Below are 20417 nucleotides of genomic sequence, written 5' to 3'. Positions count from 1 at the left end.
GCGCCGTCCCCCGGTGTCGGGAGATCGACGGGCCGCTGCACAGGGTAATGTCCGGTTCGGATGCGAACGGTCGGGGTTCGCGACGCCGTGCCGTCGGGCAATAATCTGTGGGCGGATTCGTTCACTTGGCGATACTTCGGAGTAGACGTGGCAGACGACAGGACCGGACAGGACGTGGCCCGGGCCGGTTCCCGCTCGGTCGAACGCAGTTCGGACGTCGAACAGCGGCAGATCAGCAACGAGGCCCGGCTGATCCGCGGCGTGTTCCGCGCCGCCGGGCTGGCCGCGGGCACGGCCGTGCGCGGGAGCCAGTGGGCGGTCAACACGTCGCTGGAGGTGACCAAGGAGCTCACCAAGGCCGCCCTCGACGGTGAGTCCTCGGCCGACATCGCCGAGCGCACCGGCAACGCGCTGCGCTCGATCGCCCGCAGCGCGCTCGGTGTCACCGAGGGGTCGGTGCGCGAGATCGTCAGCTACGTGCCCACCCCGACCGGGCCGAACCAGCAGGCCATCCCGGTGGGCTCCTACCTGCGCTCGGCCACCTCCGAGGAACTGCGCAGGCGCGGCGACGCCCTGCTGGCCCGCTCGGCCGACGTCTACTTCACCGAGGACGTGCACCCGGCCTACGACCGCATCCTCGACGAACTCGCCCCCGACGAGGCGCGCATCCTGCGGTTCATGGCGCTCAACGGCCCGCAACCCTCGGTCGACGTGCGCACCAACCGCCCGCTCGGCATCGGCTCGGAGCTGGTGCAGGGCGATCTGACCTCGGTGCCCGAGCAGGCCGGCGTGCGCTACCCCGACCGCGCCCGCTCGTACCTCATCAACCTCAACCGCCTCGGCCTGACCCGCACCTCCGAGGACCCGGTGGTGCTGAGCCGGTACATGGTGCTCGAGGTGCAGCCGGTGGTGGAGGCGGCGCTGAAGAAGGCGGGCCGCGCACCCAAGATCGTGCGCAAGAGTTTCCGGCTGACCGAGTTCGGCGAGGATTTCTGCCACACCTGCTTCACCCTCGGGCAGTGATTTTCCGGCCGGTTTCCGGTCCGCGGGTGATAGCGATCTGATACAGATCTGGAAAATTTCTCGGTGCCGCGCTCCCACGATGGGATCGTGAAAGGTATGCAGGAGCGCAGCGGCGAGCAGGAGCGTGCCGATTCGAGCGCCGAATCCGCCACGGCGGAGCGCCCGGATCGCGACGACGCCGCGCGCGGCCGGGCCGATCCACTCGATCCTCGCGTGGTTTCCGACCTGTTCGCCCGTGGTAATCAAGGGGAGGCGAAGGGGTCGCGCGCGCGAGGGGGACCGGCCATGGACGATGTCACGGCCATCAACCGGCTCAAATTCCGTTACCTGCGCACCCTCGACACCAAATCCTGGGACGAGTTCGCCGACACGATGGTTCCCGAGGCCACCGCGACCTACAGCGAATACCTGCAATTCGAATCCCGGGAGGCATTTCTGGCCTTCCTGCGCAACACGCTCGGGCCGCACGTCATCACCGAGCACCGCTGCGATCACCCCGAGATCGATGTCGACGGCGACACCGCCACCGGCACCTGGTACCTGGCCGACACCGTCCTCATCCCGGAGCACAACATGCTGCTGCGCGGCGCGGCCTACTACTCCGACCGCTACGTGCGCTGCGACGACGGCCGGTGGCGGATCGCCCACACCGGCTACGAACGCACCTACGAGGTGGTGCTCTCGCTCAGCGACCTGCCCAGCCTGCGTCTGACCTCGAGCCGCTGGGGCCTCATCGCCCGCGAGGACGGCATCGCCTCCGTCGAACGCGAACCCGGCGCCGCGGCCCAGGCCTACCGCGAACCCGACAGCGCCTGACGGGCGATCCAGGGGCGGTTCAGTCCGCGGCGGCGACCAGCGGTTCGAGGGTCAGGTTCGGGTGTTCCTTCTCGATGTACTGCAACCGCCACTTGTCGCTGAACAGCGCGAGCAGTGCGCCGTCGCTGCGGGTGAACACCTCGACCCCGCGCTGGCGGCCCAGCTCGTCGGCCGAGGCGGCGTCGGTGCGGCGGGCCAGCGAGTAGCCGAGGTGTTCCATCGTGGTCTCGACGTTGAACTCGGCCAGCATCCGCGCGGTGACCACCTCGAACTGCATCGGGCCGACGGCCGCCAGCACCGGCGCGGCGTCACCGCGGATGTCGTTGCGCAACACCTGCACCACGCCCTCGGAGTCGAGCTGGTCGATGGCCTTGCGGAACTGCTTGTACTTGCCCGCGCTCTGGGCGCGCAGCACCGCGAAGTGCTCGGGAGCGAAGGAGGGGATCGGCGGGAACTCGACCTTCTTCTCGACGTAGAGCGTGTGACCGGGCGCCAGGGCGGTGGCGTTCACCAGGCCGACCACGTCGCCGGGGTAGGCGGTGTCCACGGTGGAGCGCTCGCGGCCGAACACCGTCAGCGCGTACTTGGTGGCGAAGGGACGTCCGGTCTGGGCGTGCGTGACGACCATGCCGCGCTCGAACTCGCCGGAGACGATGCGCATGAAGGCCAGCCGGTCGCGGTGTGCGGTGTCCATGCCCGCCTGCACCTTGAACACCACCGCGCTGAACGGGTCGGTGGTCTGGCGCGGCACCCCGTCGACGTCCTTGCGCGGGCCGGGCGGCGGCGCGAAGGTCACCAGGGTCTCGAGCAGCTGGCGGACACCGAAGTTCAGCATCGCCGAGGCGTAGATGACCGGGGAGGTCTGTCCGGCCAGGAACAGCTCCTGGTCGTGGTCCTGGCCGGTGGCCGAGAGCAGCTCGCTCTCCTCGGCCGCGGTGGTCCATGCCTCGCCCTCGCGCTCCTGCGCCTGCTCGGGGGTCAGCGAGTCCTCGGGCGCGATGGTGGCGCCGCCCGCGGTGCGGGTGAAGTGGATGTATTCGACCGGCGCGCCCTCGGGTCCGCGACGCAGCAGTCCGCGGAAGTCGCCCGCGATGCCGACCGGCAGGAACAGCGGCGTCGGGGTGAGGCCGATGCGCTCCTCGATCTCGTCGAGCAGTTCCAGCGGGGCGCGGCCGGGCCGGTCCCACTTGTTGATGACGGTGATGACCGGGATGCCGCGGTGGCGGCAGACCTGGAAGAGCTTGAGGGTCTGCGGCTCGAGGCCCTTGGCGGCGTCGATGAGCATGACCGCGGCGTCGACCGCGGTGAGCACCCGGTAGGTGTCTTCGGAGAAGTCGGAGTGGCCGGGGGTGTCGACCAGGTTGATGACACTGTCGACGTCGCTGCCCGCGGCGCGGTAGTTGAACTGCAGCGCGGTGGAGCTGACGGAGATGCCGCGCGCCTTCTCCATCTCCATCCAGTCCGAGACCGTCGACTTGCGCCCCGCCTTGCCGTGGATGGCGCCCGCTTCCGAGATCATCCGCGCGTGCAGGGCGAGGGCCTCGGTGAGCGTCGACTTACCCGCGTCCGGGTGGGAGATGACCGCGAAGGTGCGGCGCCGGGCGACCTCGGCGGGCAGCCCGCGGGGGGTGGGCGCGACGACGTCTTCGGGGGCGGTCACGATGGGGAGCCTTTCGCACGGCGAGGGGAACGGGCAACCGCTCCAGCGTACGCGGCGCGGCCGGTCGCGACCGGTGCCGGGTGGCGGCCGCGACGGCCGCAGGGCGCTGACCACCCGATTCAAGCCGGGTGCTGACCTCGAGGTATGGTGTTCGGGTTGTCTCGGCGAGGGTGTCCTCCAGACGTGTGACGCAACAGACGTGTGATGCGACACCGTGATCGACGCGGCGCGGCTTCCGGCCGTCCTCGTTCGGTCTTCGCCCCGACGAGTAGACCAACCCCACCACACAGGGCGCCACCCACCCTGTTGGGCACCGTTGACAGCCCGGAAGAGCCGTAGGAGTAGATCCAGTCATGTCCGACGCCAACCTTCTCGAAGCGTCCGTCCGTACCGAGTTCGGCAAGGGCGCCGCGCGCCGCACCCGCCGCGCGGGCAACGTGCCCGCCGTGCTGTACGGCCACCAGTCCGAGCCGCAGCACCTGTCGCTGAACGCCCAGGCCTTCGCCGCCATCCTGCGTGAGCACGGCACCAACGCGGTGCTGAACCTCGACATCGAGGGCAAGAAGCAGCTGGCGCTCACCAAGTCGGTTGTCGTGCACCCGATCCGCCGCTACATCGAGCACGCCGACCTGCTGATCGTCAAGCGTGGCGAGAAGGTCACCGCCGACGTCGCGGTCACCGTCACCGGCGATGCCGCCCCCGGCACCCTGGTCACCCAGGAAGCCACCACCATCTCCATCGAGGCCGAGGCGCTGAACCTGCCCGAGGCCATCGAGGTCTCCGTCGAGGACGCCGAGATCGGCACCCAGATCACCGCGGGCTCGATCGCGCTGCCGCAGGGTGTCACCCTGGCGAGCGACCCCGAGCTGCTGGTCGTCAACGTGATCGCCGCGCCCGCCGCCGAGCCCGCCCCGGGTGAGGAAGCGGCCGAGGGCGAGGGCGAGAGCGCCGAATAACTCGCCGATGACCGGTCCTTCGACCGGGCCCGCGCTCGTGGTCGGCCTGGGTAACCCGGGCTCGGAATACGAGCGCACCCGGCACAATGTCGGTTTTCTGGTCGCCGACGTGCTCGCCGAGCGCGTCGGCGACCGTTTTGCCGTGCACAAGAAATCCGGCGCGGACCTGCTGCAGGCCCGGCTGGACGGGCGGCAGGTGCTCATCGCCAAGCCGCGTTCCTACATGAACCTGTCCGGTCGGCCGGTCGCGGCGCTGGCCCGGTTCTTCTCGGTGCCGCCGACCGAGGTCATCGTCGTGCATGACGAACTGGATCTGCCGTTCGGTGCCGTGCGGCTCAAGCGCGGCGGCGGCGAGGGCGGTCACAACGGACTGCGCTCCATCTCCAGCGCGCTCACCACCAAGGACTACCTGCGCACCCGCATCGGCATCGGCCGCCCCCCGGGTCGGCAGGACCCGGCCGACTTCGTGCTCAAGCCGTTCGCGGCCGCCGAGCGCAACGAGGTGCCGGTGATCGTGGAGCAGGCCGCCGACGCGGTGGAGCTGCTGCTGCGCGTCGGTCTCGAGGCCGCGCAGAACCAACTGCACTGAGCCACCGACCGCGTGGGCCGGGACCGCGCCGACCCGGGACCGCGCCGAGTCGGGAGTTGTCGCCGAGTCGGGAGTTGTCCTGAGCCGGGAGTTGTCCTGAGCCGCACCGGCTTTCAGAACCGGTAAGCGGTCTGGCTGTAGGACTCGCCCTTGGCGAAGGCCAGCACCTTGACCGGGGTGAGCGCGAAGACCACCGCCTCGCCGCTGCCGTGGACCTCGCGGAAGCCGCGGTCGGTGGCTTCGAAATCCCAGTCCAGCTTCGTCTTCCACAGCTGTGCCAGCGTCTCCAGGCGGGCGCGGTCGGTGACGGGGACGGCGGTGCCCTCGACCACGACGTCGAGGCCCTCGTCGTCGCGGCCGTTGCCGTGACTCAGCGCGCAGCGCGGGTCGGCCGCCAGGTTCACCGCCTTCTGTTCCTGCTCGCCGGTGCAGAAGTGCAGGGCGCCGTCGTGCAGCACCGCGGGCAGCGGAACGACGTGCGGCCGCCCGTCCCGGCGCACCGTGGACAGCCAGAACAGCGCGGCCGCGTCGAGCGCGTCGCGCACGGCCGACCAGGTCGGCGGCGTGGCGTCCGGGCTGCTGAAACGCGGATCCAGGTGGACGGTCGGTTCGGTGTCGGGCACGGCGGCCTCCTTCCGGGCAACAGCGGTCACCGGAGTAGACGGTCCGCGCCCGGCGGATTCATCGCAGGTGCGCGGCGGTGGCGGCGCGGCGCAACTTGCCCGAGGAGGTCTTCGGCAGCGCGCCCGGCCCCAGCACCGCGACCGTGCGCGGCCGCACGCCCACCTCGGCGAACACCGCGTGCGCGATGTCGCGCTCCATCCGCTTCACCGCCTCGGCGTTCTGGTGATCGTTGGATTCGACCACCACGGCGAAGCTCTCCCGCTTCTGTCCGGCGTCCAGCCGCACCGCCACCGCGTTGCCCGGCCGCACCCCGGACACCCGCATGGCGGCGCGCTCGATGTCGGTGGGGAAGATGTTGCGGCCGCCCATGATGATCACGTCCTTGATCCGGCCGCAGACCACCACCAGCCCCTCCTCGGTGAAGTAGCCGATGTCGCCGGTGTCGAGCCAGCCGTCGGCGTCCTGGGCGGGCCGGAACCCGTCGACCGTGACGTACCCGGCGGTGACCGCGGGCCCGCGCAGTTCGATCACCCCGACCGAGCGGGTCGGTAACGGCTGGCGGTCGGCGTCGACCACCCGCCCCTCCAGCTCGTCGACGAGGTAGCCGAGCGTCGGCAGCCTGCGGATCGTGCCGTGGTGGCCGTGCGGGGTGACCGGCACCGCCTTACCGAGCGCCTCGAGCAGGTCGGCGTCGACCAGATCGAGCACCTGGCCCCGGTCCGGGTCGGGGATGGAGACGGCCAGTGTCGTCTCGGCCATCCCGTAGACCGGCGTCAGCGCCAGCGGGCTGAGCCCGAATCGCTTGCCCGCCACCGCCAGTGCCTCCATGGTGTCCGGATCCACCGGTTCGGCGCCGTTCCACATGTAGCGAACGCTGCTCAGATCCAGCGAGCCTTCCTCGGCCTGCTGCAACCGTCGCGCCAGCAGTGAGTACGCGAAATTGGGTGCGGCCGTGACGGTCCCGCGATACTTGCTGATCAGCTCGGCCCACAGCAGCGGCCTGCGCAGGAAGTCCAACGGCGTCACGCACACCACCTCGGCGCCGAATTGCATGGGCACGCTGAGGAATCCGACCATGCCCATGTCGTGGAACAGCGGCAGCCAGCTGATCATCACATCGCTGTCGAGCTGGAACTTCACCCGGTCGAACATGGCGTAGGCGTTGACGTAGAAGTTGCCGTGCGTGATCCGCACCGCCTTCGGCGAGCCGGTCGAGCCCGAGGTCAGCTGCTGCAACGCGACGTCGTCCTCGGTGGTGGGCAGCGGATCGGTGTCGGCGCCCTCGCGCATGCGGTCGATGCGCACCACCGTGATGCCGCGCTCGCGCAGCAGCGGTTCGGCCGCCTCGAACGGGGCACCGAGCACCACCGCCCGCGCTTCGATCATGCGCAACACCGTCTCGGTGTCGCGGGCCCACACCACCAGATCGGTCCGCGGGGTGGGCTGGTGCAGCATCGTGATCGACCCGCCGCGCATCCACACCGCCTGACAGGCCGGCGCGATGTCGACCGGCATCCCGGCCAGTACCCCCACCGCGTCGCCGTGCCCGATCCCCGCCTCGGCGAGCGCACCGGCCATGCACCGCGCGATCCGATGGATCTCACCCCACGTCTGCCGCACCGGCGCGTCCGGCTCGCCCGTCACCAGCCCGCGCGCGGAGGTCCGGGCGGTCGCGTACATCTCCTCGGTGAACCTGCTCAACGTCGGACTCCTCCACGCCGTGGGGCCGCGAATCAACCCTGCCCAACTATCCCGCCCCCACCCTCCGGCGTTAACCCTTTTCCACCCGATCCAATCGCGGGACCGGCGATCGGCTGTGGGGAACCAGGCCCGGACCGGGGCGTACCAGCGGCACCGGAGGTCGGCGGCGTCGAGGCCGGCGGCGCGGGAGGCGGAGCTTCGGCCACTCCCGAGCCACCGCCTCGCCTGGCTCCTCGCCGTCTGGTTCCTCCCCCTGATCGGCCCGATCGCCTGGTTCCGTCGGAATCCCGGCGAGGCGGAGCCGGACACCGCGAGGTCGGCGTTCCAGGGTCCGCCGCGCCGGTGAGTCCCGGTCGGTGGCATCACCGCCGTGGGGGAAGGGGGATTCGGTGGAGGTCTTCGGCGACCACGACCTCGCCGGAGAAGTGTTTTTCGGCTTCGGCGCGGTGGTCGTCGAGGGTGCGGTAGCGCTGGGAGAAGTGGGTCAGCACGAGGGTGCGGACGTCGGCGTCGGCGGCGACGCGGGCGGCCTGGCCCGCGGTGAGGTGGCCGTATTCCTCGGCCAGGTGGGCGTCGGCGTCGAGGAAGGTGGCCTCGATGACGAGCATGTCGACGCCGGCGGCCAGCTCCGCGACGCCGGGGCACAGGCGGGTGTCCATGACGAAGGCGAAACTCTGGCCGGGACGCGGCTCGCTGACCTCGGCGACGGTCACCGTGCGGCCGTCGACCAGCAGACTGCCGGTGCGTTGCAACTCGCCGATGCGGGGTCCGCGGATGCCGAGCGCGGCGAGCCGGTCGGGCAGCATGCGCACCCCGGCGGGTTCGGTCAACCGGTACCCGAACGCTTCGACGGGGTGCGAGAGCGCGACGGCTTCGATCGTGAACGGGGCGTCGGGTGCGTCCAGCGGGCCGGGCCCGGCGATCGGATGCGTGCGCAGGTCGACTCGGCGGTAGAACGAGCTGGCCGAGCACAGCCGGTCGAAGTACTCCTGGCCGGAGGCCGGATAGTAGGCGTCGACGGGGTGTGCGACGCGGTCGAGGTTGATGCGCTGCACGATGCCGGGCAGACCGAGACAGTGGTCGCCGTGGAAGTGGGTCAGGGCGATGCGGGTGATGTCGGTGGCGGCCACGCCGGCGAAGGCCATCTGCCGCTGGGTGCCCTCGCCCGGATCGAACAGCACGCCCTCGCGTCCCCAGCGCAGCAGGTAGCCGTTGTGATTGCGCTGCCTGGTCGGCACCTGGCTCGCGGTGCCGAGCACGACCAGTTCCCGCTGCGACATCTACAGCTCCGCGACCGCGCGGACGAACCGGTCCAGCTCGTCGAAGCCGACGAAGCAGTGCGGCGAGGCGCGCACCACGGCGTCGAGCCCGCGGGCGCTCATGTCCAGCAACGTGGACCCGGCGAAGCTCACGGTGACGGTGATGTTCTGGGCGGCCAGCCGGTCGCGCACCTCGGTGGCGGGCACGCCGTCGACGGTGAAGGAGACGATGCCGCCGCGACGGACGCCGTTGTCGCGCACCGTGACCCGCGGCAGCGCGGCGAACGCCTCGCGCAGGTGCCCGGCCCGCTCGGCGATCGCGGCGTACACGTCGGCCGGGCCGAGGTCGAGCAGGTAGCGCACCGCCGCACCCAGGCCGAGCCGGGCGGCGACATCGCACTCCCAGAATTCGAAGCGGCGGGCGTCGGGTGCGAGTTCGTAGTCCTGCGGGCCGGTCCAGGCGGCGCTGTGCAGGTCCAGCCGCTGCGGTTCCATCGTCGTCGCCAATTCCGGTCGGACATAGAGGAATCCGGTGCCGCGCGGGCCGCGCAACCACTTGCGGCCGGTCGCCGAGAGCGCGTCGACACCGAGCTCGGCGACGTCGAGGGGCAGCTGCCCGGCCGACTGGCAGGCGTCCAGCAGCACCATCGCGCCCGCCGAGTGCGCGATCTTCGTCGCCTCGGCGGCGGGGTTCACCAGCCCACCGTTGGTCGGCACATGCAGCAGTGAGACCAGCGCGACCCGCTCGTCGACCATCCGCTCCAGCGCGTCCAGGTCCAGCTGGCCGGTGTCGTCGCTGGGGATCTGCTCCACGACGGCGCCGGTGGCGCGGGCTCGCTGCAGCGCGGCGATCGCGTTGCTGGCGTAGTCGGCGCCGCTGATCAGCACGCGGTCGCCGGGACGCAGCGGCACCGAGTAGAAGAAGTCCGCCCAGGCGCGGCTGGCGCTGTCGCTGAGCGCCACGCAATCCGGGGCGGCGTTGATCAGCTCGCCGATCGCGGTCTTCACCCCGGCCAGGTCGTCGAGGCGTTCGGCGGCGGCGCGGTAGCCGCCGATCTCGGTTTCCCGGCGCAGGTGCGCGACCTGGGTGTCCAGCACCACCCGCGGCGGGAGCGAGGAGCCGGCGCTGTCGAGGAAGACCAGGTCGGGGTCGGCGGCCAGCCCGGGGGTGTCGGCCCGCACGCGTGTGTCGTCCAGCATGCAGACGACCTTATCGGGGTGCGGAGTTCGGCTTCGCGCCGTTTTCTTGTCGGTATCGATCGCTACGCTGGTTTGGGTCGAGTTCCTCGGGCAGCGGAGGCTTGCATGGCAGCGGAGGCTTGCATGGCGGTCACACTCGAACAGCAGGGGTCCACCGGCCGGGTCGATCCCGCGACGTTGTCCTCCCGCGCGGCCGCCGAGGCCTTCGTCGGCGGCGTGTGTTTCAAGCTCGGGCCACCCGCGCTGATCGGCGCCGAACTCGAGTGGCTCACCGTGCAGGGTGGGCCGTCGGCGTCCGCCACCGTCGCGGCACCACGTCCGCAACTGTCCGCCCTCGCCGCCGCCCTCGGACCGCACGCCCCGCGGTCCATCGCCCCCGACTCGCCCGCGCTGCCGCTGCCCGGCGGCAGCAGGATCACCGTCGAACCCGGTGGTCAGATCGAATTGTCCAGCGCGCCGTATGCCGAGGCCGCCGAACTGTGCGCCCGCCTGCGCGAAGACGCGATCGTGCTGCGCGAGATGCTGGCCGCCGCCGCGATCCGGCCGCTCGCCCTCGCCGCCGACGCCGACCGCCGCGCCAAACGCCTGCTCCGCTCGCCCCGATACCGGGCGATGGAGCAGTCCTTCGCCGGCATCGGCCCGTTCGGCAAGCTGATGATGTGCAATACGGCCGCCACGCAGGTCAGCGTGGACGCCGGGACCGACCCCGCCGAGGTCCGGGCCCGCTGGACCGCCCTGTACACGATGGGCCCCGCACTGGTCGCCGCGTTCGCCTGCTCACCGGCGCTGCGCGGCGCGCCGCCGGGGCGGTGGGCCTCCCAGCGGATGCGGACCTGGCTGCGCCTGGACACCCTGCGCACCCGGCCACCGGTCGCGGACTGGGCGGACCCGATCACCGGCTACGCGCGGTGGGCGCTGGACGTGCCGCTGTTGTGCGTGCGCTCGGTCGACGACACGACGACCTGCGCCGGTGACCCGGGCGAGAACTGGACCGCGCCGCCGGGCGCGACCTTCGCCGACTGGATGGCGGGCGCGCTGGACGACGAGATCGGCCGCCGCCCCGATCCTGCCGATCTCGCCTACCACCTGACCACCTTGTTCCCGCCGGTCCGCCCGTCCGGGCATCTCGAGGTGCGCTACCTCGACGCCCAGCCGGGGGAGGACTGGACGGTGCCGATCCACACCTTCGACGCCCTGCTCGCGCACCCGGCCGTGGTCGCCGAGGCGACCGCGCTGGCCGCGCCGCTGGCCGACCAGTGGTCCCAGGCCGCGCGCTGCGGGCTCGCCGACGGCGTCGTGCGCACCGTCGCCGCCGAACTGCTCGACCTGGCGGCCGCGCATGCCCGCACGCCCGAGGCGGGCGCCGAGCTCGACCGCGCCGCGCGCCGCTGCCGGGCCGGGCGCACCCCCACCGAGGAGCCCGCGCGCGTGCATTCCTGACCGACCGTCCCGCCGACCGATCCGCCGCGAGCCCGCTCGCGACCCTTCTCCCCGGGAGAGCGTTACCGTGACGAAGTCCTTCGCCCCCTCCGACCATTCCGCCACCGACCGGCTGCGCGAGCGGATCGCCGAGGTGCTCACCACCGCCCGAGCCCGCACCACGGCCCTCACCGCGGCCGTCGACGAGGCCGATCTCGTCGCCCAGCACTCGCCGCTGATGAGCCCGCTGGTCTGGGATCTCGCGCACATCGGCAATCAGGAGGAGCTGTGGCTGGTGCGCGATGTGGGTGGGCGTGAGCCGGTGCGCGCCGACATCGACGAGCTCTACGACGCGTTCAAACACGCGCGCAAGGACCGCCCGGCCCTGCCGTTGCTGAATCCCGCCGAAGCCCGCGGTTACGTCGGCACGGTGCGGGAGAAGGTGTGGGACGTGCTCGAGCGCAGCGCGCTGCGCGGCAGCAGGCTGATCGAGGACGGCTTCGCCTTCGGCATGATCGCCCAGCACGAACAGCAACACGACGAGACCATGCTGGCCACCCACCAACTGCGCGCCGGCGAGCCGGTGCTGTCGGCCGCCGCGCCGCCGCCCGCCCGCGTCCGGGTGAGCGGCGAGGTGATCGTCCCCGGCGGCGAATTCACCATGGGCACCTCCGCCGACCCGTGGGCGCTGGACAACGAACGGCCCGCGCACCCGGTGCACGTGCCCGCCTTCGCCATCGACGCCGCGCCGGTGACCAACGAGCAGTACCTCGCGTTCCTCGAGGACGGCGGCTACGAACGGCCCGAGCTGTGGTCCGAACGCGGCTGGGCGCACCGGGTCTCGGCCGGTCTCACCGCGCCCCGGTTCTGGGAGCGCGACGGTGACGGGCGATGGTGGCGCCGGGTGTTCGGCGTGCTGTCGCCGGTGCGGCCGCGGCAGCCGGTGGTGCACGTGTGCTGGTTCGAGGCGGAGGCGTATGCCAGGTGGGCGGGCAAACGACTGCCCACCGAGGCCGAATGGGAGAAGGCGGCGCGGTTCGATCCGGCGACCGGCGGCTCGCGCCGCTACCCGTGGGGCGAGGACGAACCCGACGACACCAGAGCCAATCTCGGGCAACGTCACCTCGAGCCCGCCGAGGTCGGCGCCTATCCCGCGGGCGTCTCCGCCACCGGCGCGCACCAGCTGATCGGCGATGTCTGGGAGTGGACGTCCTCGGGCTTCGATCCCTACCCCGGCTTCCGCGCCTTCCCCTACCGCGAGTACTCCGAGGTCTTCTTCGGTGGTGACTACCGGGTGCTGCGCGGCGGCTCGTTCGGCACCGACCCGGTCGCCTGCCGCGGCACCTTCCGCAACTGGGACCACCCGATCCGCAGGCAGATCTTCGCCGGATTCCGGCTCGCGCGCGACCTGCGAGCGGACGAACGCTGATGTGCCGTCATCTCGGCTACGTGGGTGCGCCGGTCGCCGTCGGCGAACTGCTCACCCGGGGCACGCATTCGCTGCGCGAGCAGTCCTGGGCGCCGCGGGAGATGCGCGGCGGCGGCACCATCAACGCCGACGGTTTCGGCGCGGCGTGGTGGCGCCCCGCCACCGACGGCGTGGCCGTGAGCCGCTATCGCAACCGGGAACCGATCTGGAGCGACCCGGCGGTGACCGAGGTGCTCGGCCAGCTGGTCTCCCCGGCCGTACTGGGTTCGGTGCGGTCGGCGACGGTCGGTATGCCCATCGAGCGCAGCGCCTGCGCACCGTTCACCACCGGCCGCTGGGCATTCAGCCACAACGGTGTGGTGCCGCGCTGGCGGCAGGTGCTCAGCGCGGTCTCCGCCGACCTGGACGTGGCGGCGACCCGTTCGGGGGCGACGCGGCTGTTCGAGACGGCTCGCCTGCTCGACGCCGAGGCGGCGACCGACGCCGCGACGCTGTGGGTGCTGCTGGCCGACCTGATCACCTCCGCCGAATCCGGCGGGTACGGCGACGACCCCGAGACCGCCGTGCGGCTGCTGGTCGAAGCGGTGCTGCGGCACGAACCGGCCGCGCGGCTGAACTTCCTGCTCTGCGACGGCACCCGGCTGCTCGCCACCACCGTCTACCACTCGCTGTCGGCGCTGGTCACCGACGAGTTCGCGATCCTGTCCTCCGAGCCCTACGACGACGACCCGCGCTGGCAGCCGATCCCCGATCACTGCCTGGTCCGGGCGGAGCCGGGCCGGCTCGCCGTCGAACCACTCACCGGCGTCCCCGCCGCGCACACCGAAAGGCCGCTCGCATGACCGCACCGACCCTGGAAGTGCACCTCACCGACGCCGATCTCACCGCCGCGTTGCGCGCCGACGCCGAACGCGGCCTCACCGCACAGCCGAAAACGTTGCCGCCCAAGTGGTTCTACGATGCCCGCGGTAGTGAGCTGTTCGAACGGATCACCGAGCTGCCCGAGTACTACCCGACCCGCACCGAGCGGGCACTGCTCGAGCGCGTCGTCGACGAGATCGCCCGGCTCGCGCAGGCCGAGATCCTGGTGGAACTCGGGGCAGGCTCGGCGGCCAAGACCCGGCTGCTGCTGCACGCGCTCACCGGCGCCGGACCGCTGCGCACCTACGTGCCGCAGGACGTGTCCTCGGCGGCGCTGCGAGCCGCGGCGGCGGAGGTGGCCGCCGACTTCCCCGGCCTGGCCGTGCACGGGGTGGTCAGCGACTTCACCGACACGCTGCACAACCTGCCGAGCGGCGGCAGGCGGATGATCGCCTTCCTCGGCGGCACCATCGGCAATCTCGTCCCCGCCGAACGCGCCGAATTCCTGACCGGCATCCACGACGTGCTCGAACCGGGGGAGCGGCTGCTGCTCGGCGCGGGCCTGGTGATCGACCCGGCCGTGCTCGTGCCCGCCTACGACGACGCCGCCGGCGTCACCGCCGAGTTCAACCGCAACGTGCTGCATGTGCTCAACCACCGGCTGCGCGCCGACTTCGTGCCCGAGGACTTCGCGCACGTCGCGCTGTGGGACGCCGAGCACGAGTGGATCGAGATGCGGCTGGCGGCGACCCGCGACATGACGGTCACCGTCGCCGACCTCGGGCTCACGGTGTCGTTCGCCCGCGGTGAGCAGATGCGCACCGAGATCTCCGCCAAGTTCCGCGTCCCCGGCCTGTCGGCCGAGCTGGCGGCCGCCGGATTCCGTGCCGAGCAGGTGTGGACCGACCCCGACGAGCGGTTCGCGCTGGTACTCGCGACGCGGGTGTGAACGAGACGGCTCACCCACTCACGCGTTGGCCGGCCCGACCACGGCCGTGAGCCACTCCACCAGCGGTCGCAAGGCTTCCCAGGCCGCGCGCACCTCGTCGGCGGCGCGTGGCGTGGGCAGCCAGTCGGGTGCGCCGAACTCGCGCGAGCAGGTCAGCGATTTGTGCCGCAGCAGGGCGATCCGCGGATGGTCGGCGTCGTAGCCCTTGGGCTTGGTCTTGAGCACCTCGCCGCCGACGGTGAAGCCGGCGTCGGTCACGGCGGCGAGCACGGACTCGAGCTCGGCACCGCGGACGTCGTCGTCGATCGCGCGGCGCAGCAGCGCCACCTGCTCACCCGACCCGCTGTAGAAGCCGCCGCCGACGAACAGGCCCGGCGCCCCGATCTGCACGTACCAGCCGACGCCCGGGGCGGTTCCGACCACCGCGCCCTGGGCGGTCTTGTAGGGTGACTTGTCCTTGGCGAAGCGGACGTCGCGATAGGGGCGGAAGATCTTCGCCGGGCCGAAATCGTCCTCGAGTTCGGCGGTCAGCGCCGTCATCGGCTCGCGCACCGCCTGCTCGTAGTCGTGTTTGTGCGCGGTCCAGAACGCCTTGGAGTTGTCGGCCTCCAGGTCCTCGTAGAAATCCAGTCCCGCCAGCGGGAAACCACCGAATCCAGCCATGCGCCGACCTTACGGCGACGGTCCGGGTCAGCTCTGGTCGGGCATCATGTCGGTGTTGAAGAACGCCAACCCGGCGACGAGACCGACGACCAATGCCACGGCGGAGGCGATCGCGGCCCACTTGCCCAGCCGTTCCCCCTTGCCGTGCCCGATCACGCCGAGCACGATGCCGACCGGGCCGAACAGGATCGGGCAGAAGAACAGCGCGACCGCCGCGCACACGAACCCCACGATGGACATGGTCTGCGGGCCCTGATGCTGCTCCGGCTCGTCGGTGCCGTAGGTCTGGTACTGCGGCGGGTACGCCGGATGGCCGCCCTGGTCCGGACCGGGCGGGGGCGGGTACCCGCCCGGACCGGGCTGCCCGCCACCCTGGCCCGGATAGCCGGCGCCGGGCGCGGTGCCGTAGGTCGGGTCGCCGGCGGGGTAGTGCGCGCCGCCGCCCGGGTACGGCGGGATCTCGCTCGGATACGAGGTGGTCTCGGTGGGTTCGCCCCAGCTGGGCCGGTTGGGCGGCGGGGCCGACCCGGGCGTGGCGGGGGTGTCGGCGCCGGACGCGCCGCCCGTCGGGTCATCGGCCGGTGGGGGGCCGCCCGCGGGGGAGGCGCCGCCGGTCGAACCGCTGTCCTTCGGCGGCTGCTGCGGATCGTCGGGGTTCTTCGGATTGGTCATCGACGCCCTCCTGGTCGTGTCGGCCTCACCAACGCTGCGGGTACCACCTCACACGCTTCTGTACCGCCGGACCGCGCCCCGGGCCCGGCGCAGACGACGACGGATCAGAGATCGGAGTCGTCGACGATCTCCACCGCCTGCACTTCGGCGGGGCGCTCGTCCTCCTCGGCGTCCTCGGCGCGCTGAGCGCGGGGACTCCACTCCTCGCGGAGTTCGGCGTCGATGCCGAGCCTGCCGTCGTCGTCGTTCTCCCGGTAGCGGATGCGCTCGTCGGCGGGCCGATCCTCGATCCCGTGCTGGTAGGCCCGGATCTCGTCGGCCTGCTCGTCGTCGCCCATGTCCCGGTCCAGTGGTTCACGGCTCATGAACCCCAGTATCGTCGCGTCGGCGTCGCGGCGTGCGGAACCGGCGCCGGGGATTCGCGGACGGATCAGCTCGACCAGAACGCCAGACCGAAGCTGCCCGCCAGGAAGATCAGCAGCACCAACAGCAAGGCGAACACCACGATGTTGGCGATGGTGGCGGCCATGCCCAGCGATTCACCCCGGCGCTGCCCGAGCACGCCGAGGGTGATCCCCACCGGTCCGATGACCAGGATCGGAAAACCACAGAACAGGAACACCGACGCCAGCCCGGCCGCGACGCACGAGAAGCTGATGATCGAGTAGATCTGCGTCTGCGTCGGCTCGTACCCGGCCGGGCCGAGCCTGCCGGGTGGCGTGTACACCGGTGACGGGTAGGTACCCGGCCCCGGGCGACCGAACGGACCGGGCGGCGGCGCGGCGGCGGGACCGAACCGCGGCCCCGGGTAGCCGCCGGGCGGAGGATACGAGCCGGGAACTCCGGACACATGGATTCGGCTCTCCCATGCGTACCACGCGGACGAGCCGCGTGCCCATCCCAGAACGCTGGGAGCGGCCGAACGAGCGACGGCTCAGGCGTTGCCGTTGAAAAGCCCGGTGACCGAACCGTTCTCGAAGACCTCGCGGATGGTGCGGGCCAGCAGCGGCGCGATGGACAGCACCGTCAGCTGCGGGAACTTCTTGTCCTCGGTGATCGGCAGGGTGTTGGTGACCACGACCTCGCGGGCGCCGCAGGCGGCCAGCCGCTCGGCGGCCGGCGAGGACAGCACACCGTGGGTGGCGGCGATGACCACGTCGCCCGCGCCCGCCTCGCGCAGCACCCGCACGGCCTCGGCGATGGTGCCGCCGGTGTCGATCATGTCGTCGATCAGGATGCAGGTGCGCCCGTCGACGTCACCGACCGGACGGTGCGACTTCACCTGGTTGGGCACCAGCGGGTCGCGGGTCTTGTGGATGAACGCCACCGGCGCGCCCTCGAGGGCGTTGGCCCACTTCTCGGCCACCTTCACGCGACCGGCGTCGGGGGAGACGACGGTGATGTTCTCCATGCTGTAGTTCGACCGCACGTGCTCGGAGAGCTGGAACAGCGCGTGCATGTGATCGACCGGACCGTCGAAGAAGCCCTGGATCTGGTCGGTGTGCAGGTCGACGGTGATGATGCGGTCCGCGCCCGCGGTCTTGAGCAGGTCGGCGACCAGGCGGGCGGAGATGGGCTCGCGGCCGCGGTGCTTCTTGTCCTGCCGGCCGTAGGGGTAGAACGGCAGCACCGCGGTGATCCGCTTGGCCGAACCGCGCTTGAGCGCGTCGATCATGATGAGCTGTTCCATCAGGTGCTGGTTCACCGGGGCGGGGAAGCTCTGCAGCACGAAGGCGTCCGAGCCGCGCACCGACTCCTCGAACCGCACGAAGGTCTCACCGTTGGCGAAATCGCGGGCGGTCTGCGGGGTGACGTGGACGTCGAGTTCCTTGGCGACCTGCTCGGCCAGCTCAGGATGGGCGCGTCCGGAGAAGAGCATCAGGTTCTTCTGGTTCTCGATCCATGATGCGGTCACTACTGTTCGCCATCCTTTTGCTCTGTTGCCTGACTCGACTTCTCGTCGGCCGCGAGGGCCTGCGCCGCCGCGGTCGCCGCCGCGGTTCCCGGCCGGTGCCGCTGCACCCAGTTCTCGATGTTCTTCTGCGGCCCACCCGACACCGCGAGCGCACCGGGCGGAACGTTTCTGCGCAGTACAGTACCCGCTGCCGTATACGCGCCGTCACCCACGGTCACCGGCGCGACGAACATCGTGTCGCTGCCGGTGCGCACGTGCGAACCGACCACGGTGTGGTGTTTCTTCACCCCGTCGTAGTTGACGAACACACTGGACGCGCCGATGTTGCTGTGCTCACCGATGGTGGCGTCGCCGACGTAGGTCAGGTGCGGCACCTTCGAGTGCGCGCCGATGTCGGCGTTCTTGGTCTCGACGAACGCGCCGAGCTTGCCCGCCTCGCCGAGGATGGTGCCGGGGCGCAGGTAGGCGAACGGCCCGACGGAGGCGTTCGGGCCGATGGTGGCGCCCTCGCCGTGCGTGCGCACCACCTTGGCGCCGTCGCCGACCCGCACGTCGGTGAGGGTGCTGTCCGGGCCGATCTCGGCGTCCTCACCGATCACGGTGCTGCCGAGCAACTGCACGCCGGGGCGGAGCACGGCGTCCCTGCCGATGCGCACACCGGCGTCCACCCAGGTGGAGGCCGGGTCGATGATGGTGACCCCGGCGCGCATGTGGCGCTCGAGGATGTAGCGGTTCATCGTGCGGGTCGCGATCGACAGCTGCACCCGGTCGTTGACGCCGGTCACCTTGGCCGCGTCCAGCAGCCGCGCGCCGTGCACCGGATGCCCGGCCTCGCGCGCCAGGCGCAGCACGTCGGTCAGGTACAGCTCGTGCTGGGCGTTGGCGGTGGACAACCGGCCGATCATGGCGCGCAGGACGGTGGCGTCGAAGGCGTAGACACCCGAGTTGACCTCGGTGATGGCGGCCTGCTCCGGGGTGGCGTCGGCGTGTTCGACGATCTCCACCACCTGGCCGTCGGCGTCGCGGACGATGCGCCCGTAGCCGTTGGGGTCGTCGGGAACGAAGGTCAGCACGGTCACCGCGGACCGCTCCTGGTAGCTGCGGTGCTCGTCGAGCAGGGCGCCCAGGGTGTGTCCGTCCAGCAGCGGCACGTCGGCCGAGGTGACCAGCAGGTCACCGGCGAAGTCGGCGGGCAGCGCCCGCAGCGCGCACTGCACGGCGTGGCCGGTGCCGAGCTGCTGTTCCTGTAGGGCGGGGACGATCTCGCGGCCCAGTTCCCCGGCGACCGCGGCGACCGCGGCGCCGACCTGTTCCCGGTCGTGGCCGACCACCGTGATCAGATGGGTCGGGTCGATCTCGTTCGCGGCATGCAGCGCGTGGGCGAGCATGCTCCGACCGGCAAGCGAATGCAGCACTTTGGGGGTCTTCGACCGCATTCGCGTCCCGGCTCCGGCGGCGAGAACGACGACGGCGGTCTGCTGTGGCATGGATCTCCCTCGGCTGCCTGTCATCGTGCTTGCGTGTGCTTGGTCAGCGATGTGCGGGGCCAACGATAGTCACGGTGCCGGTGTGCTCCGCCGCCAGGACTCGAACCTGAACTATCTGAACCAAAATCAGAGGTGCTGCCATTACACCACGGCGGACCGTCACACCGGCGGATGCTGGCGTACCCGCCGCTGTGCCTCGGCACGGGATGAATACTCGCACGAGAACCCGCCCCGCGTCGAACCGCCGCACGGAGCGTGGAGTACCCGGCGGGGCGGCCGGGGACACCTCGGTGGGGGCGGTAGTGTCGACGGGCAGCCAGGACCGGCGAGCCCGCCGGTCGGCCACCGGACGCGAAAAGAGGGGACGAGTGTCTTCGGGTGAGCCGCACCGGGTGTCCCGACCGCGGATGACAGGGACCCAACGGCGTCAGCAACTCATCGAGATCGGCCGCGCCCTGTTCGCCGAGCGGGGCTACGACGCGACCTCCATCGAGGAGATCGCGCAGCGGGCCCAGGTGTCCAAACCCGTGGTGTACGAACACTTCGGCGGCAAGGAGGGCCTCTACGCGGTGGTCGTGGACCGCGAGATGTCGATGCTGCTGGACATGATCACCTCCTCGCTCACCCAGAACCGGTCCCGGGTGCGGCTAGAGCAGGTGGCGCTGGCGCTGCTCACCTATATCGAGGAACGCACCGACGGCTTCCGCATCCTGGTGCGGGACCAGGCCGCCACCGCCACCGCCGAGGAGAGCCGCTACTCGAGCCTGCTCAACGAGGCCGTCAACCAGGTCGCGCACATCCTGGCCGGTGATTTCGGCCGCCGCGGTTTCGACACCAGCCTGGCCACCCTCTACGCTCAGGCACTCGTCGGCATGGTCTCCACCGCCGCGACCTGGTGGCTCGACGTGCGGGTCCCGTCGAAGGAAGTGGTGGCCGCGCACCTGGTGAACCTGTGCTGGAACGGTCTGAGCCACCTCGAGGCCGACCCCGGGCTCAGTTCCGAATGGCCCACCGGAGCGGCGGCGGACTGACCGGACGGTGATAACCAGCGAATTGCGATGTGGGTCCGGACGGATGCTCGAATTGGTCGTCGGGCGTTCACCTGGTGGTACGGTTCACCCATCCTCTGGGTGCTGTTCGGGCGGTATGTCGGTCTACTTCGGGATGTCGGTCTACTTCAGGATGGCTGGTTTC

Annotated in this window: 21 protein-coding genes and 1 tRNA gene; 10 read left to right on the top strand and 12 right to left on the bottom strand. The window is 71.1% G+C overall.

Features of this window, described 5'->3' with window-relative positions:
• Positions 1 to 147 precede the first annotated feature (147 nt).
• Together CRM89_RS31765 and CRM89_RS17905 are read left to right on the top strand one after the other, a co-directional pair.
• Positions 148 to 1023: an Abi-alpha family protein gene (locus CRM89_RS31765; RefSeq protein WP_011211432.1), complete on the top strand. Its 876-nt coding sequence runs from the start codon at positions 148 to 150 to the stop codon at positions 1021 to 1023.
• 285 nt (positions 1024 to 1308) lie between these two features.
• Positions 1309 to 1839: a nuclear transport factor 2 family protein gene (locus tag CRM89_RS17905; RefSeq protein WP_011211431.1), complete on the top strand. Its 531-nt coding sequence runs from the start codon at positions 1309 to 1311 to the stop codon at positions 1837 to 1839.
• Between the two features lie 19 nt (positions 1840 to 1858).
• Here the strand turns inward: CRM89_RS17905 and CRM89_RS17900 are convergent, their stop codons facing one another.
• Positions 1859 to 3499: a peptide chain release factor 3 gene (locus tag CRM89_RS17900; protein ID WP_060594407.1), complete on the bottom strand. Its 1641-nt coding sequence runs from the start codon at positions 3497 to 3499 to the stop codon at positions 1859 to 1861.
• A gap of 353 nt (positions 3500 to 3852) precedes the next feature.
• Between CRM89_RS17900 and CRM89_RS17895 the strand changes: the two genes are divergently transcribed.
• Positions 3853 to 4455, top strand: coding sequence for a 50S ribosomal protein L25/general stress protein Ctc (locus CRM89_RS17895; protein ID WP_060594408.1), 603 nt, complete (start codon positions 3853 to 3855; stop codon positions 4453 to 4455).
• A 7-nt stretch (positions 4456 to 4462) separates the two neighbouring features.
• A complete protein-coding gene (gene pth / locus CRM89_RS17890; protein WP_098085176.1) occupies positions 4463 to 5044 on the top strand; it encodes an aminoacyl-tRNA hydrolase in 582 nt (193 codons plus the stop codon).
• Positions 5045 to 5157: 113 nt separating this feature from the next.
• Here pth and CRM89_RS17885 read toward each other — a convergent pair whose 3' ends face one another.
• Both CRM89_RS17885 and CRM89_RS17880 read right to left on the bottom strand, forming a co-directional pair.
• A complete protein-coding gene (locus tag CRM89_RS17885) occupies positions 5158 to 5667 on the bottom strand; it encodes a pyridoxamine 5'-phosphate oxidase family protein (RefSeq protein WP_060594410.1) in 510 nt (169 codons plus the stop codon).
• A gap of 58 nt (positions 5668 to 5725) precedes the next feature.
• On the bottom strand, positions 5726 to 7369 hold the full coding sequence (locus CRM89_RS17880; RefSeq protein WP_011211426.1) for a fatty acyl-AMP ligase: 1644 nt from the start codon (positions 7367 to 7369) through the stop codon (positions 5726 to 5728).
• Between CRM89_RS17880 and CRM89_RS32285 the strand changes: the two genes are divergently transcribed.
• Positions 7356 to 7715, top strand: coding sequence for a PLD nuclease N-terminal domain-containing protein (locus CRM89_RS32285; protein WP_170986822.1), 360 nt, complete (start codon positions 7356 to 7358; stop codon positions 7713 to 7715). The genes CRM89_RS17880 and CRM89_RS32285 overlap by 14 nt on opposite strands.
• Before the next feature lie 16 nt (positions 7716 to 7731).
• On the opposite strand, the gene CRM89_RS17870 is transcribed toward CRM89_RS32285, so the two are convergent.
• The gene (locus tag CRM89_RS17870; RefSeq protein ID WP_086843317.1) at positions 7732 to 8649 is read right to left on the bottom strand and encodes a ribonuclease Z; all 918 of its coding nucleotides are present in this window, start codon (positions 8647 to 8649) and stop codon (positions 7732 to 7734) included.
• Positions 8650 to 9828: an aminotransferase class V-fold PLP-dependent enzyme gene (locus tag CRM89_RS17865; protein ID WP_098085173.1), complete on the bottom strand. Its 1179-nt coding sequence runs from the start codon at positions 9826 to 9828 to the stop codon at positions 8650 to 8652.
• A gap of 123 nt (positions 9829 to 9951) precedes the next feature.
• On the opposite strand from CRM89_RS17865, the gene egtA reads away from it, so the two are divergent.
• The 4 genes from egtA (at position 9952) to egtD (ending at position 14486) form a co-directional block, all read left to right on the top strand.
• On the top strand, positions 9952 to 11268 hold the full coding sequence (gene egtA / locus CRM89_RS17860) for an ergothioneine biosynthesis glutamate--cysteine ligase EgtA (RefSeq protein WP_098085169.1): 1317 nt from the start codon (positions 9952 to 9954) through the stop codon (positions 11266 to 11268).
• A 67-nt stretch (positions 11269 to 11335) separates the two neighbouring features.
• The gene (gene egtB / locus CRM89_RS17855) at positions 11336 to 12676 is read left to right on the top strand and encodes an ergothioneine biosynthesis protein EgtB (RefSeq protein ID WP_098085167.1); all 1341 of its coding nucleotides are present in this window, start codon (positions 11336 to 11338) and stop codon (positions 12674 to 12676) included.
• Positions 12676 to 13518 (top strand): ergothioneine biosynthesis protein EgtC, encoded by an 843-nt coding sequence (egtC, locus tag CRM89_RS17850; RefSeq protein ID WP_098085163.1) that lies wholly within the window; start codon positions 12676 to 12678, stop codon positions 13516 to 13518. Before egtB ends, egtC begins: the two co-directional genes overlap by 1 nt.
• Positions 13515 to 14486, top strand: coding sequence for an L-histidine N(alpha)-methyltransferase (gene egtD, locus CRM89_RS17845; RefSeq protein WP_098085161.1), 972 nt, complete (start codon positions 13515 to 13517; stop codon positions 14484 to 14486). The genes egtC and egtD overlap by 4 nt, the downstream gene beginning before the upstream one ends.
• 18 nt (positions 14487 to 14504) lie before the next feature.
• On the opposite strand, the gene CRM89_RS17840 is transcribed toward egtD, so the two are convergent.
• From CRM89_RS17840 to CRM89_RS17810, 7 genes are all read right to left on the bottom strand, one after another.
• Entirely contained in the window at positions 14505 to 15149 is a 645-nt protein-coding gene (locus tag CRM89_RS17840; RefSeq protein ID WP_098085158.1) for a DUF2461 domain-containing protein, read from the bottom strand.
• Between the two features lie 27 nt (positions 15150 to 15176).
• On the bottom strand, positions 15177 to 15821 hold the full coding sequence (locus CRM89_RS17835) for a DUF4190 domain-containing protein (RefSeq protein WP_098085156.1): 645 nt from the start codon (positions 15819 to 15821) through the stop codon (positions 15177 to 15179).
• A 104-nt stretch (positions 15822 to 15925) separates the two neighbouring features.
• Complete coding sequence (locus CRM89_RS17830; RefSeq protein WP_060594417.1) at positions 15926 to 16186, bottom strand: hypothetical protein; 261 nt, start codon at positions 16184 to 16186, stop codon at positions 15926 to 15928.
• A gap of 65 nt (positions 16187 to 16251) precedes the next feature.
• The gene (locus CRM89_RS17825; protein WP_060594418.1) at positions 16252 to 16548 is read right to left on the bottom strand and encodes a hypothetical protein; all 297 of its coding nucleotides are present in this window, start codon (positions 16546 to 16548) and stop codon (positions 16252 to 16254) included.
• A 207-nt stretch (positions 16549 to 16755) separates the two neighbouring features.
• A complete protein-coding gene (locus CRM89_RS17820; RefSeq protein ID WP_011211414.1) occupies positions 16756 to 17736 on the bottom strand; it encodes a ribose-phosphate diphosphokinase in 981 nt (326 codons plus the stop codon).
• Complete coding sequence (gene glmU / locus CRM89_RS17815) at positions 17736 to 19223, bottom strand: bifunctional UDP-N-acetylglucosamine diphosphorylase/glucosamine-1-phosphate N-acetyltransferase GlmU (protein WP_011211413.1); 1488 nt, start codon at positions 19221 to 19223, stop codon at positions 17736 to 17738. Before glmU ends, CRM89_RS17820 begins: the two co-directional genes overlap by 1 nt.
• 85 nt (positions 19224 to 19308) lie before the next feature.
• A tRNA-Gln gene (locus tag CRM89_RS17810) sits at positions 19309 to 19379 on the bottom strand.
• A gap of 251 nt (positions 19380 to 19630) precedes the next feature.
• Here CRM89_RS17810 and CRM89_RS17805 point away from each other — a divergent pair.
• Positions 19631 to 20254 carry a TetR/AcrR family transcriptional regulator gene (locus CRM89_RS17805; protein WP_011211412.1) on the top strand — a complete coding sequence of 208 codons (624 nt, stop codon included), beginning with the start codon at positions 19631 to 19633 and terminating at the stop codon, positions 20252 to 20254.
• Positions 20255 to 20417: the final 163 nt, after the last annotated feature.

It is taken from the genome of Nocardia sp. FDAARGOS_372 (assembly GCF_002554515.1).
Lineage (GTDB): Bacteria > Actinomycetota > Actinomycetes > Mycobacteriales > Mycobacteriaceae > Nocardia > Nocardia farcinica.
Note: the sequence above shows the minus strand (reverse complement) of the source record. Positions and strands in the feature narration are given on the sequence as shown.